The organism is Myxococcota bacterium (genome assembly GCA_039030075.1).
Lineage (GTDB): Bacteria > Myxococcota_A > UBA9160 > UBA9160 > SMWR01 > JAHEJV01.
On sequence record JBCCEW010000014.1, the window covers coordinates 17,778 to 31,166 of the forward strand.

Genomic DNA, 13,389 nt, shown 5'->3' on the forward strand with positions numbered 1-13,389 from the left:
CATCGCGGCTTGCGCGCGCGGCTCCGAGCCCACAAGCTCCGCCGCCATGGAAGCCGAGGTCCAGGGCGCCCCGCTGCACACGCGTTCGCTCGGCGTCGCGCTGCGCCGGGCCGAGGACGGTGACGTCGACGCCTTCGCCACGATCTCCGACGTGCGCAAGCGCGGGCTCGTCGCGATGCCGGGCGAACTCCAGACCAGCGGCGTGATCCACGACATGCGCATCCACGCGAGGCTGGCCGAAACGCCGGCGATCGTGCGCGAGATGCGATCGGAGCAGCTGCGGGTCGTGTTCGAACCCGGCCCTGCCACCGGGGGCGAGTGCTGCCGAGACCCAGCGGACCGGATCGGAGCCCTCGCTGACACCCCGCTCGACGCGGCCCATCGCGCGCTCGGCGATGCGATCGGCGGCCCGCGCGGCTGCTCGCACGTGCTCACTCTGGGGCAGCTCCTGGTTTCCGGCGCGCAGCAGGCATTTCGCTTCCCCCAGGAGACCGAAGGGCGACGTTTCCAACCCGGCGACCGCTTCTTCGTGCGCAATCTGATGATCGATGGCTTCGTTCGCGACGGGCAGCTGCAGCTGACCCTTCTGCTCGACGACATCCACGCCGCGCCCACCGAAGACCGCGTGCTCACCAACCCCATGCAACGTCTGGGTCGCCGACACGAAGTTCGGGCGCGTGTCGAGATCGACGGGGAGCGCCTTCAGCTCACCGGAGTCGCCGCGGCGGAACGTGTGCACGAAGGTGGGAAGCCCGCGGGCCCCTGGCAGTCACGCGATGACGACCTCGCGTCTCTCGCCGGCGCACCGGCGCTCGGCGGCATGGCGGGCCGCCTCTTCAAGCTGCTCGGCGAGGGCACCGAAGACGCACCGCTGCTCGACACGTTGCTGAACCTCGCGCCGGCGGTCATCCAGGTGATGCCCGCCTGGATGTACGACCGGCAGGACCAGGCCCCGGACGCATCCCAGCGCGACGCCGAAGAAGCCGGCGCCCGCATGACGACGAACGCCATGACCGGCGCCTGCTACATGTGGCGCGCCGACGGGTTCCTCGGGCGCAAGGGCTAGCCGCTTCAGTTGCCAGGCTGCAGCGGTTGCACCTCGGCCCAGTCACCGTCGAGCGAGCTCGGGTCGAAGCTCGGGTCGCTCGACTGGTAGAAGTTGCCGAGCCCGTCCGTGAACGTGCGGTCGTAGTGGGCGTCGAGCTGCACCTGGCCGCCCGTGTCGGGGTCGTGGAAGGTGTCGGTGTCCCGGATGTGATCGACGAACTGGTCGTGGGCGCTGTAGTCCTGCCGTAGGTTCTGATTCATCCAGGCCTGGTGCTGCGCGTCGTTGGCGTTCGACTGGGCGCGCACGCCTGCCATGTAGTTGTCGAACTGGGCCTGATTGTTCGCCATGCGCTGCTGATGCGCGTTGAACCGGGCCTGGTTGTTCGCCATGCGCTGCTGGTGCTGTGCCCAGGAGTTCGCCATCGCCTGTTGCTGGAGGCGCTGTGCAGCGGCCTCGAAGGCTGGATTCATCTGCTGACTCGCGCTGATGCGCAGCGAGGTCGCCACCGCCTGCTCGAGCAGCGGCGGCGGGCTCACGACCACGCTGGCGGCGAGGACCCCCGCCTGCGGATTCTCGGGCAGCATCGAGTGGATCACGAACACGCGGCCCGCGTAGCGCGTTGGGCCGCGCATCGCGGTGAGATCGGTCTCCAGCGCCTGGGCGTTCTGTTCGCGCATCGCCTTCTGCACGCTCGGCAGCTGGGCCAGGGCCGGGCTGGGACGCAGCGCACCGAGGGACACGGATTCCAGCGCCCCCTGCAACGAGGTCATCACGGTCTGGCGCCAGAGCGGCTCGAAGGCCGTGCCCGTGAAGTTCGTGTAGGACCCAGGTGCGGACGAGCGCCACAGCTCGCCCTGGGGTCCGATCACGTCGAGATGAAAGCGGGCGACGCCCCCGGTGTTCGGATCGGTCGCGATGTCCTGCTGGGCGCGCCAGCCCGGGGGCAGTTGCATCCGCGCGCGCGGCATCTGCAGGCCGTGGTCGTAGAGGATCAGCTCGGTCGCGCTGCCGGCTCCGCGCGCTTGCGTGTCCGGGGCCACCGGAGCCGACACGTCGGAGAAGTCGGTGACTTCGGGCGTGTCATCGCCGCAACCCAGCCACGCCACCACCGCGAGACACGCGACCCCGACGCTTCGCCAACGCGTTCCTGCCATCACCACGTCCGCACCTCCACTGATGGTTCCAGCCTACGCAAATTTTCGGGCGCTCGATACGAACGGGGCATGCCACCGCCGCTCTTTTGTGTCAGGTTGCGCCCGAGCGAGCCGGGATGGGGGACGCAATGAAACGGTGTTTGGGAACGGTGGCACTGCGCATCGGTGCGGTTGCCTGGATCGCGCTTTGGACGGCCTGCGGATCCGAACGGCCCGCGGAAGCACCTGCCGCTTCCGAATGGCCGCCGCCGCCCGGGGCTGGCGCCTCGCCCCCGCCGGCCGCCGCGAGTCCGTCCGGGGACCCGGTGGGTGGCGACTGGCCGCCCCCTCCGGGTGCTGCGCCCACTGGGGGCCCGCCGCCGGCGGCGTCCGCTCCGGGCACGGCGGCAGCGCCGGGTGCGCCCCCGCCCGCAGCCACCGCACCCGATCCCTTCAGTGGTCGCTTCGCCACGCAATACGACGGCGCCCTCTACACGCTGGAGCTGAAGCGCACGCCCAGCGGCTACAGCGGCGTGGTCGTGCTCGCTGGCGAGCGGTACCCGATCTCGGGAAACCAGCGCGGAGACCGATTGGTGGGCCGCTTCCGCGACCCGGACGGCAGCGAGTACGGATACGCAGGGCGCCGCGAAGGGCGTCGTTTCGTCTTCGAAACCGAGGACGGGGAAACCATCGTCTTCGAGCAGATCGGAGGCTGACGCAGCCCTCCCGTCCGGCGCCTCGACCGAACCCGCGCCCCGATCCGCCCCGCCATTGCGCAGACAGAGGGCGACCGGCCAGATCGCGATCGACACTTTCCAGTGTGCGCCGGGGGCCGTGCTCGGTCTCTGCGTGAACCCCTGAGTCGTCCAGCCCTTCCGGATCGTCTAGCCAGCTGGACCTTCAGGAACACCGAATCGTCGGGAAGCGCGTTACCAGGCGGCACACCCCCTACTTGAGTCCCGCAGGGTTCCGGGCGTAGGATGGTCGCGTCGAAGCACGCGGGAGGTCCCCGCGCGCCGCGACACCCTTTGGGAAGAGGGACTGCTCAATGTCTGTCTTGCATCTGCGCGACCGGACCCGTTCCGGATCGCACTTTGCGCTGCTGTCGATGCTGCTTTGGTTAGGCATGGCAACCAGCGCCCAGGCCGCCCCCGTGGCGGCCTTCGACGTGTCGCTCACGGGAACGATTGCGGGGCTCGCCTCCGGAACCGTGACCGGGACGGGTGGAACCGCCGTCCTCGACGACACCGGCACGCTCACGATGAACATCCAGATCGATTCGGTCACCGTGTTCAGTGACAACACGACGACCAGCTCGATCCTGCTCAGCGGCAGTCTCGCGGGAGACACGCTGACGGTCACGTCGGCCGACAACACGGTGTTGTCGTGCGTGAACAACTCGCCCATCGATGGGTGCTCGTTCATCAGCCCGACGTTCCCTGCGGCGCCGAACCCGTTCGAGACTTTCCCTGGAAGCATCGTGTTCGATCTCGTCCTGGGAAACGACACGACGTTCTCGACGACCGAAGTCGGGACGTCGGCGACCGTGGTCTACAACTGGACGCTCACCGCCGTGCCCGAGCCGGGCACCGCGCTGCTGCTGTCGCTCGGCCTGGGAGCGATGGCGGTGGCCCGGCGGAGAACCGCCTAGCCAGAGCGGATCCGTGGCGCCGGGGTGTGGTTCTCCCCGGCGTCCACGGAGCCGGGATGCCGCGCCGATTTTCGCGTCTCGACGAGCCGACCTCCGGTCGGATCGCAGCGGGCGATGCGTAGCGCGTCGGATTCGATCCCGCGCCTGCCCGAGATCACCGATCCGCGGAAACGCCGGCGCGCGCCCGCGACGCGAACGTCGCCCCCGTGAGCAGCAGCAATCCGAGCAGCACCGGTGCCACGCTCGGACCGGTCCGCAGCGGGGGAATGCAGGCAAGTCCGACGGGACTGCCGCTCACCGCCTCCTGCAGTGGGTTCGACACCAGCGGACAGTTGTCGCAGGCGTCGCCGATGCCGTCCCCGTCGCCGTCCACCTGGTCGAGGCACGCCGCGTACGTGCGCGTCACCGTGCGACGCGGACCCGGTGGCGTGTTGGCGAGCACCACCGTGATCAGCTCCCCGTCTGGGCCGACCTCGACGTCCTCGATCCCGAAGACGCTCGTCACGCCGAGGGGCGCCTCGAAATCGTGGAACTCCCCCGTGTAGAAGGCGTAGTCGAGCAGGCCCGCGGCGGTGCGAAACATCACGCCGGTAGCCGTACCGGGGTCGTCCACCTCCGCCACGAACGCCACCTCACCGGAGTCATTGATAGAGATGTTTCTCAGCCTACCGAGCAGATCTCCCGCCGGTCGTCCGGGGGCCTGCGTCACGTTGCGCTCCGCGACGAGCGCGTACGTGCCACTCGCATCGACGGTCCACAGCTGATCGGCCAGTCCCGAATCGCTGACGAGGACTACGACATCGCCAGAGGTCGGCGCAATCGCCACCTCCCGAATGTTCGAGTCCGCGAATGAGACGCCCGGCATCCCGGGAACCGGCGCTTCGGTCGCGGCGATGAGACGCGTAGCTCCCGCCGAATCGTAGACCCAGACGGCACGCGATCCGCTGGGGCTCAGCCCTCCTGAGATCCGAAACGTGCCGGCAGGGGAATCGAAGTCGGTCCAGGCGGCATTGAAGATCGAGCCCACTTCGGAGATCTGCGCGGTCTCTCCGGGCGTCCCGACGGGGGTCCGGCCGTCGAGGATCACGGTGTTGCCCCCGCTGGCAAGCACGGCCTCCCCAACTGTGGCGCCGCCCGAGTCGAGCAGCGTCGCGGTGAACACGGCACCGAGAGTCGGGTGCATGCGACCCAGCTTCAGGCTTCCGTAGAAGGTCCCCGGGAGCGCGGGAACCGGATCGCCCTCGCGCACGACGATCACGACACCCCCCGCGAGCGTGGTTTCGTAGAGAACCTCGTCGTTCGCGTCGGTGATACCGGATACCCCGTGCAAGAGCTCCACTTCGAAGGCGGCACGGCCATCGGGCCCAGGGGGACCACCGATCCTCAAGAAGTCCACGAACTCGCTGCTTCCCAGGCTCGGCGCGAGAAATCCCTCGCGCGCGGCGATGAAGTACGCACCGCTGCCATCGGGTGCGATCACGATCTGGTCGTCGTACATCGTGGCCCCGGGAACTCCGGAGACGACCACGAACTGATTCGCGTCGTTGAGCGGCATCCCGGCATAGGGAACGGGCTGCCCTGGCAACCCGGGGATCGGGTCGCCCCGTCGCCACAGGAGCGTGCTCGGGTGCTCGACCATCGCGTCGCCGTTCTCCAACGGGATCACACCCGTTCCGCTCAACGCCGCCCGGATTCGAATTTCCCCGGCCGGCCCTACCCGATCAATCGTGCTGGTTCCGAAGTTCACCAGGTCGATCCCCGGCAACGAAGGCGCCGGCTCCGGATCGAGCATCAACCGCTCGATCGTCACCGGCTGAAAGGCCAGGACGGGAGTTGCGAAGAGCAGCGAGAACGCCAACGACCACGAAAACAAGAGAGAGGATGACTTCATGAGGGTCCCTCCAACGTAGGGTCGAGCCATCTCGGCACGGGCGCGAACCGCGCCTGGCGCATCGTACCCCGCCGCGCGCGGAGGGGGTGCGACGAAACCTCGACGTCGCCGGGGGGCTTGGCCACCGAAGCTCCCGGCGGCGGCGTCACCCGGTCACGACGGCGCCTTCGCGTCGCCTCATGGTGCGGGTGGTGAGCGCGCGGGGGCTCGAACCCCGGACCTAGGGATTAAGAGTCCCTTGCTCTACCAACTGAGCTACGCGCCCGGGCCGACCTTAGGATCCGCAGCCAGGCGGTGCAAGGCCATCAACGCGACTCGGGGCGCCCGTAACCACCGCCACCCGGCGTCTCGATGCGCAACACGTCGCCCGCCTCGAGGCGAAACGATGCGCGGTGACCCACGCGCTCCGAACCACCACCGGCGCGCACCACCCCGTTCTCCCCGGCGGCACCCGGCGCCCCACCGGCCATCCCGTAGGGACGGGTCTCGCGACGCTGCGTCAGCAAAGAAACCTCCACCGGGGCGAGGAAGCAGAACGCGCGCACCAGCCCGTCGCCCCCGCGGTGCTCTCCCATGCCTCCCGACCCGGCGCGCAGGGAAAAGCGCTCCAGGCGAACCGGGTAGCGGACCTCGAGGATCTCGGGATCGGTGATGCGGGTGTTGGTCATGTGGGTGTGCACCCCGGACGCACCATCGAACGTCGCTCCCGCGCCCGAGCCGCCGCCGATCGTCTCGTAGTAGCTGAACTGGGCGTTGCCGAAGGTCACGTTGTTCATCGTGCCCTGGCTCGCCGCGACCCGACCCAACGCACCGAGCAGCACGTCGACCACCCGCTGGGAGGTCTCGACGTTGCCCCCGACCACCGCAGCGCCGGCGGGCGGATCGAGGAGCGAGCCCGGCGGCACCACCACCTCGACCGGCGCCAGGCAGCCTCCGTTCAGTGGAATCCGCTCGGCCACGAGCGTCCGCAGCACGTAGAGCACCGCCGCCTGCACCACCGCAGGCGGGGCGTTCAGGTTGCCGGGAACCGCCGCTCCCGTCCCGGTGAAGGAGATGCGCATGCGATCTCCCGCGATCTCGAGCTCGGCCACGACCGGCGTGCCGTCGTCCAGGGAGTCGCGGAAACGGTGCACCCCGTCCGGGAGTGCGGCGATCTCGCGCGCCACCTTGCCGGCCGCGGCGTCCTGAAGCTGACCCAGGGTGATGGCGATCGGCGTCGCGCCCTGCTCCGCGACCCAGGCCTCGAGCAGGCGCTCGCCCGTGCGATTCGCGGCCACCATCGCGGATAGCTCCGCGATGTTCTGGTCCGGGTGCCTCGCCGGGTAGCGGCCGCGTGCGAGCGCCTCGCGCGCCCGCGCTTCCTGAAACACGCCGTCTTCCACGATCCGGAACGGCGTCAAGACGACGCCCTCCTCCTCGAGGGTCGTGGAATCCGAGGGCATCGACCCGGGCTGGCTGCCCCCGATGTCCGCGTGGTGGCCTCGGCTCGCAACGAAGAAGCGCGGCGCCTCACCCCCGGCGAACACCGGAGAGACGACGGTCACGTCCGGCAGGTGGGAGCCACCGGACCAGGGATCGTTCGTCACGACGACATCGCCTGCCGCGAGCTCCGGGAAACGCGCGCGCACGACGCGCACCGTCTCCGACATCGCGCCGAGATGCACCGGAATGTGGGGCGCGTTCGCGACCAGGCCGCCCTCGGCATCGAAGACGGCACACGAGTAGTCGAGGCGCTCTTTGATGTTCGTCGACACCGCGGTGTTGCGGAGCACGGCACCCATCTGTTCCGCGACCGACATACAGCGGTTGCCGAACACTTCGAGCCGGACGGGGTCGACCTCGTCGAGCGCGGTCTCGACCCGCGCGATCGAGCCGGCTTCGTCGTGCAGGTGCAGCACGCCTTCGGCGTCGACACGGAGCCGGAACCCGGGATCGAGCACGACGCTTCCCGTCGCTTCGAGGACCAGCGCCGGCCCTTCGAGCGTGGCGCCCACCGCCAGGTCCTCGCGGGCGTATAGCGGCGCGCGCACGCGGCCCACCTCGGGAAACCAGACGTCCTCGTGACGCAGCGGAGCCGGTGCCGCCGGCGCGCCCTCGGGCGCCAGGGTCGGAGCGCTGGCGCCCGGAGCGAACACCCGCACCCGGAGCGTGACCACCTCGATCGCGAGCTCCGGCCGCACGTAGCCGAAGCGCGCCTGGTGCTCGCGGTGGAAGGCCGCGGTCCAATCGCCATCCTCGGGTGCCAGGACCGAGAGCGGCGTCTCGGTGCCGACATGGCGCAGGTCGAGCCGCCATTCGGCGCGCAGCGTTTCGGGCGCGCAGCCCTCCGCTTCGAGCGCCATCCGCCCCTCGTGCTCGAGGGTTTCGCGGGAGGCGAGCAGCTCGGCCGAGACCGACGCGCCGAGCGCGACGCCGCGCGCATCGCGCTGCCCGTCCCAGCTGACCTCGGCGAGACCGATCCCGTAGGCCGAGAGAATCCCGGCGAGCGGGTGCAGCAGGATGTCACGCATGCCCAGCGAACGCGCGATCGCGCAGACGTGCTGTCCGCCGGCCCCACCGAACCCGACGAGGGCGCACGCCCGAGGATCGACTCCCCGATCGACCGAGACCTGGGCAATCGCCTCGGCCATGGCCGCGTTCGCGACCGCGACGAAGCCCGCGGCGGCGGCGTCCGGGCTGCGCCTCAAGCCGGCCGCTGCGAGCGTGTCACAGAGCGCTGCGAGGGCCCGATCGACCCGCGCGCGGTCGAGGGGGACCGGGAAGCGATCGGGCTGCAGGCGTCCCAGGGCGAGATTGAGGTCGGTGATCGCGAGTTCGTGCGCCTCGGGGTCGCCATAACAGAGCGGACCCGGCGAGGCGCCGGCGCTCTCGGGCCCGACGGTGAAGCGAAAGCCGTCGAAGCGGCACAGGGATCCACCCCCCGCGGCCACCGTGTGGATCCGCAGCATCGGTGCCTTCACCCGCACACCGCCGACCACGCTCTCGAAGTGACGCGGTAGGGAGCCCGGCGTCAGTAGCGAGACGTCGGTGGACGTCCCGCCCATGTCGAATCCGATCGCGCGCTGGAAGCCAGCAGCGGCCGCGACGGCAGTGGCGCCGACCACTCCCCCCGCCGGCCCGGAAAGCAACGCGTTCGGCCCGCGGAACCGGGCGGCGTCGGTGAGCCCGCCGCTCGACTGCATGAACCGCAGCGGGGCCTCGGGCAGCGCGCGCGAGAGCTCAGCGGCATGCCCTTGCAAGAGCGGTGTCAGGTAGGCGTCGGCCGTGGTCGTCTCGGCGCGCGCGAGCAGGCCCACCTCGTGGGCGATCTGGTGGGACACCGAGACCTGCTGGAATCCGGCCTCGCGCGCGAGCTCGGCCACTTCGGCTTCGAGTGCCGGGTTCTGGGTGGCGTGGATCAGGGCGACCGCGGCCGCCTCGCTTCCCGCGCGACGTGCGGCGTTCAGCATCGCCGCGAGCGCGTCTCGATCCAGCGTCACCAGGGTGGCGCCGTCGGCCGCGTGGCGCGCCTCCACTTCGATCGCCGACTCGGGCAAAGGCACCGGCTTGCGGATGTCGAGATCGAAGAGCTCGGGCCGCTCCTGGGTACCGATCGCCAGCAGATCGCCGAAGCCCGCGTTGGTCACGAACACCGTGGGCACCCCGCTGCGCTCGAGCAGCGCGTTGGTGGCGACCGTGGTGCCGAGGGCGATGCGCAGGGAGGTGCCCCGAAGCGGCGCGCCCGCGCGCTCCAGGATGCGGCGGATGCCCTCCAGCGGCGCCTCGTCCGACGAGAGCAATTTCTCTGTATGAGCAGTGCCTTGTGGATCGATCGCGATGCAGTCGGTGAAGGTTCCGCCCCGGTCGATCCAGAACGACCAGCTCACCCGCGCCTCCGGCCCAGCCGGCGTCCGATCCCGGCGAGCGCTTCCCGCTGCGCGTCATCGCCGACCGCCCAGAGCGCCGGGAGCGCCACGGCGGCGAAGACCGCACCCCCGGCAGCGCCCTGCATCAGCGCGCCCAGGGTGCCCTCGCCGCCCAGCGGCGGAATCCAGGCCGTCACCGCACCGGCCAACGTGGCCACCCCGAGGGCTCGCGCCGCGCTGGCGAAGAAGGGACCGAGCGGCGGGCCGCCGTGCACGCGTCGCAAGAGACCCAGCATCGCGAGGGCGTTGGCGCTGATCCCGAGCACGCCGGCCCACGCGAGCCCCACCGCGCCGAAGCGCTGGCCCAGGCCGTAGTAGAGACCCGCCGCCGCCACCGCGATCGCCGTCCCGAGCCACATGGGGCGCCAGGTGTCGCCGCGGGCGTAGAAGCCGCGCACCCCGATCTGCTGGGCGATCCAGGCGGGCACGCCCAGGGCGAAGACCTGGAGGAGCAGGGTCACCCGCTTCGCCGCGGCCGCATCGAAGGCACCGCCCTCGTAGACGAAGGCGACGAGCGGCTCGGCGAGCGCGAAGGTGGCGGCACCGCCGAGGCACGCGAGGGTCACGCCGGCGCGCAGCGTGCCCAGCAAGAGCGCGTCGAGTTCGGTGTGCCGGCCTTCTGCGTGCAGTCGCGACAGCGCGGGCATCGCGGCGGTCGCGATCGCCTGCCCCACGACGGCCACGGGCAGGAGCATCAAGCGCCGCGCCAGCGACAGCGCCGCCACGCTGCCGGTCACCAGCAGACCGCCGAACCACTTGTCGTACCACTCGTCGACGGTCAGCAGGGTCACGCCCAACATCAGCGGCAAGGCCATCTTTAGATAGCGATGCAGTGCGGGGTCACGCAGAGCGAAACGCAGTCCGAGTGAGAGCACCGGGACGCGCCGCGCCTCCCAGATCGCGAGCCCGAACGGGCCGAGGACGGCGCCGACGAGCGCCCCCCAGGCGAACCCCTCCGCACCGAACTGGGCGCCGAAGAAGACGCCGCCCACGATGATCGCGGCGTTGTAGACGAGGGGCGCGAGCGACTGGGCGACGAAGCGATCGTGGGACATGAGCGCCCCTTTGATCACGCCGCCGGCGATGAAGAAGATCTGGGCGGGCAGCAGGATGCGCGTGAGCCGCACGGTGAGCGCGGTCTGCTCGGGCCCGAAGCGCGGAAACTGCAGGGCGACCAGCGCCTCCGCCGCGAGAAAGAGCACCACCGTGGCGAGCGTGGCGAGCCCCGCGGAGACCCCGAGCACGTTCGCGAAGAAGAGCTGAGCGACCGCCTGCCCCTCGCGTTCACGGAGCTGGGTGTAGAGTGGGATGAAGGCCAGCGAGAGGGCGCCGCCTGCCAGGAAGTAGTTCAGCAGGTCGGGGAGCATGAAGGCGGCGTAGTAGGCGTCGGCCTCGGCGCTGACGCCCAGCACCCGCGCGAGCACGGCCTCGCGCACGAACCCCAGCAATCGCGAGAGCGCGACGCTCGCCGAGAGCGCCAGCGCGATCCAACCGATCCGCCGCGCCGTGCCGCCGCTCCCGTCCCCCGTTCCCGCCATCGCGCCGAGTATGGCCCAGGCCACGCGCCGGAGCGCGACGCGGCGCGCTCAGCGCGGATTCGGCTCCCGCCACAGCCGTCCGTCGAAGCTCTCGACCACGACGTCGTCGCCCTCCCGGCCCTTCCAGTATGGGTGGGCCAGGGGGACCTTCCCATACGGGGTGTCGAGGACGTACTGCGGGATCGCGAAGCCGCTGGTGCGGCCGCGAAGCTGACGGAAGAGCTCGATGCCCTCCTCGACCGGCACCCGGAAATGGGCGGTGCCCTCGAGGAGCTGGGCCTGGTAGCAGTAGTAGGGCCGCACGCGAAGCCGCACGAGGGACTCGCAAAGCGTCTTCATCGTGGCCGCGTCGTCGTTGATCCCGCGAAGCAGCACGCTCTGATTGCCCACCGGGATGCCCGCATCGACCAGGCGCGTCACCGCCTCTTCGGCTTCGGGCGTCAGCTCCTTTGGATGGTTGAAGTGGGTGTTCAACCAGAGCGGGTGAAACCCTCGCAACATCTCGCAAAGCTCGGGCGTCACGCGAAACGGGAGAGTGACCGGGAGGCGGGTGCCCAGGCGCACCACCTCGACGTGGGGGATCGCGCGCAGCGCCTCGAGCAACCAGGCCAAGCGGTCGTCCGAGAACACCAGCGGATCCCCCCCGGTGAGCAGCACGTCGCGGATCTCGGGTGTGGCGCGAATCCAGTCGAGGCCCTCCTCGAGCTCCCGCTTCTTCATGCTCCAATCGGGCTCGCCCACCATGCGCTTGCGCAGGCAGAAGCGGCAGTAGAGCGCGCACTCGTTGTTCACGCAGAAGGCGATCCGATCGGGGTACACCCGGATCACGTTCTTCACCGGCGAGTGGGCGACTTCGTCCAGGGGGTCGGCGAGACCGGCCGAGTCGTCGAGCTCTGCGGTGTGCGGTACGACCTGACGCCGGATCGGGCAGTCCGGGTCGGCCGGATCCATGAGCCCGGCGTAGTACGGCGTGATCACGAAATGAAAGCGCGACGCCAGACGGACGATGCCCTCGCGCTCCTCGGGCGTCGGGTCCAGGAAGTCGGCGAGCGAGGTCGCGTCGCGGATGCGGTGCTGCATCTGCCAGGTCCAGTCGGACCAGCGCGGGTGGCTCGGGTGGGGCGTTTCGCCGGACATGGTGCGCTCAGCTTCCCAGCCGGAGGCGCACGAGGGCTTCACCGAAGACATCGGCGAGGAGGTCGGCGGCAGGGCGCCCTTCGAGCTCTGCCAGGATCCCGAAGGACCCATCCGGGGCGAAGGTCGGCAGGGGGTTGATCTCCAGGAAGACAGGATCTCCTTGCGCATCGAGGCGGAAGTCCGCGCGCGCAAAGTCGAGACACTCGAGTGCATCGAAGGCCTGAACCGCGAGCCTGGCCAGCAGCGCCTCGAGATCGGCGTCGAGGCTTCCCGGGGTCACACCCTGCCAACCGGATCCGGGCGCCGGGTGACGCTCGACTGCGTGGAGGCCGATCCGCGTGGCGTCTTCGAGTGCCCGCTGCAGGACCGGGAGCGCCCGCGCCGGTCGGTGCCCCACCACCGTCACCGTGTACTCGGGCCCGGAAACGAAGCCTTCGACGAGCGCCGGCTGGGCGTAGTCGCGGGCGATCCGCGTCACCTGGTCGCGGAGCGCCGCGGCATCTTCCACGCGGGAGGCCGGACCGATCCCCTTCGCCGTACCTTCCCACCGAGGCTTCACGAAGAGCGGGTAAACCGCTGAATTCGAAACGACTTCGACATCTGCTTCCGACACCACGCGCGGATCTGGCACCGGGACACCTGCCGCGGCGACGCGCGCATGGGTCCACGCCTTGTCGAGGCTCGTCGAGAGGGTCAGGCCATCGCTCCCGAGGAACGGAATGCCGGCCATCTCGAGCAGGGTGGGCGCCCAGGCCTCGCGGTTGCGACTGCCGTAGCCCTCGGCGATCGACAGGGCGACGTCGACCGGCGGGGCTTCGCCCTTGCCGAGCGCGCCGAGGAGCGCGTGGGGGTTTCCGAGCCGGACGGGCTGATGGCCGAGTCGGGTGATCGCCTCTTCGAGCAAGGCCACGGTTTCTTCCGGCTCGTACTCCACGTCGGCGTCGGGAGGGCCCCCCGCGTGAGCGGGAAGCGTCCCGAGCAGGTCGAAGACGAGGCCGAAGCGCAGCGGTTCCACGGACCGCAGCATAGTCGGCCCGGAGGCGCGCGAGCAGCCGCGCGCGCTTCTCGCCACGCGGGCGGGGGCGC

At 70.3% G+C, this 13,389-nt stretch carries 9 protein-coding genes and 1 tRNA gene; 3 read left to right on the forward strand and 7 right to left on the reverse strand.

The features are described 5' to 3' along the window. Positions 1-46 precede the first annotated feature (46 nt). Positions 47-1,066, forward strand: coding sequence for a DUF2889 domain-containing protein (locus AAF430_15415; GenBank protein ID MEM7411618.1), 1,020 nt, complete (start codon positions 47-49; stop codon positions 1,064-1,066). Between the two features lie 5 nt (positions 1,067-1,071). Here AAF430_15415 and AAF430_15420 read toward each other — a convergent pair whose 3' ends face one another. Further along, positions 1,072-2,202 (reverse strand): hypothetical protein, encoded by a 1,131-nt coding sequence (locus tag AAF430_15420; protein ID MEM7411619.1) that lies wholly within the window; start codon positions 2,200-2,202, stop codon positions 1,072-1,074. 305 nt (positions 2,203-2,507) lie between these two features. Between AAF430_15420 and AAF430_15425 the strand changes: the two genes are divergently transcribed. Then, the gene (locus AAF430_15425; protein ID MEM7411620.1) at positions 2,508-2,897 is read left to right on the forward strand and encodes a hypothetical protein; all 390 of its coding nucleotides are present in this window, start codon (positions 2,508-2,510) and stop codon (positions 2,895-2,897) included. 410 nt (positions 2,898-3,307) lie between these two features. Next, complete coding sequence (locus AAF430_15430; protein MEM7411621.1) at positions 3,308-3,832, forward strand: PEP-CTERM sorting domain-containing protein; 525 nt, start codon at positions 3,308-3,310, stop codon at positions 3,830-3,832. 154 nt (positions 3,833-3,986) lie between these two features. Here the strand turns inward: AAF430_15430 and AAF430_15435 are convergent, their stop codons facing one another. The 6 genes from AAF430_15435 to AAF430_15460 form a co-directional block, all read right to left on the reverse strand. Further along, positions 3,987-5,723: a choice-of-anchor tandem repeat NxxGxxAF-containing protein gene (locus AAF430_15435; protein MEM7411622.1), complete on the reverse strand. Its 1,737-nt coding sequence runs from the start codon at positions 5,721-5,723 to the stop codon at positions 3,987-3,989. Between the two features lie 189 nt (positions 5,724-5,912). Further along, positions 5,913-5,988 (reverse strand) — tRNA-Lys (locus AAF430_15440). A gap of 40 nt (positions 5,989-6,028) precedes the next feature. Beyond that, positions 6,029-9,589, reverse strand: a complete 3,561-nt coding sequence (locus tag AAF430_15445) for a hydantoinase B/oxoprolinase family protein (protein ID MEM7411623.1) — start codon at positions 9,587-9,589, stop codon at positions 6,029-6,031. Next, a complete protein-coding gene (gene murJ / locus AAF430_15450; protein MEM7411624.1) occupies positions 9,586-11,166 on the reverse strand; it encodes a murein biosynthesis integral membrane protein MurJ in 1,581 nt (526 codons plus the stop codon). Before murJ ends, AAF430_15445 begins: the two co-directional genes overlap by 4 nt. A gap of 48 nt (positions 11,167-11,214) precedes the next feature. Then, the gene (locus AAF430_15455) at positions 11,215-12,303 is read right to left on the reverse strand and encodes a KamA family radical SAM protein (protein ID MEM7411625.1); all 1,089 of its coding nucleotides are present in this window, start codon (positions 12,301-12,303) and stop codon (positions 11,215-11,217) included. 7 nt (positions 12,304-12,310) lie between these two features. Beyond that, positions 12,311-13,318, reverse strand: coding sequence for a D-alanine--D-alanine ligase (locus AAF430_15460; protein ID MEM7411626.1), 1,008 nt, complete (start codon positions 13,316-13,318; stop codon positions 12,311-12,313). Positions 13,319-13,389: the final 71 nt, after the last annotated feature.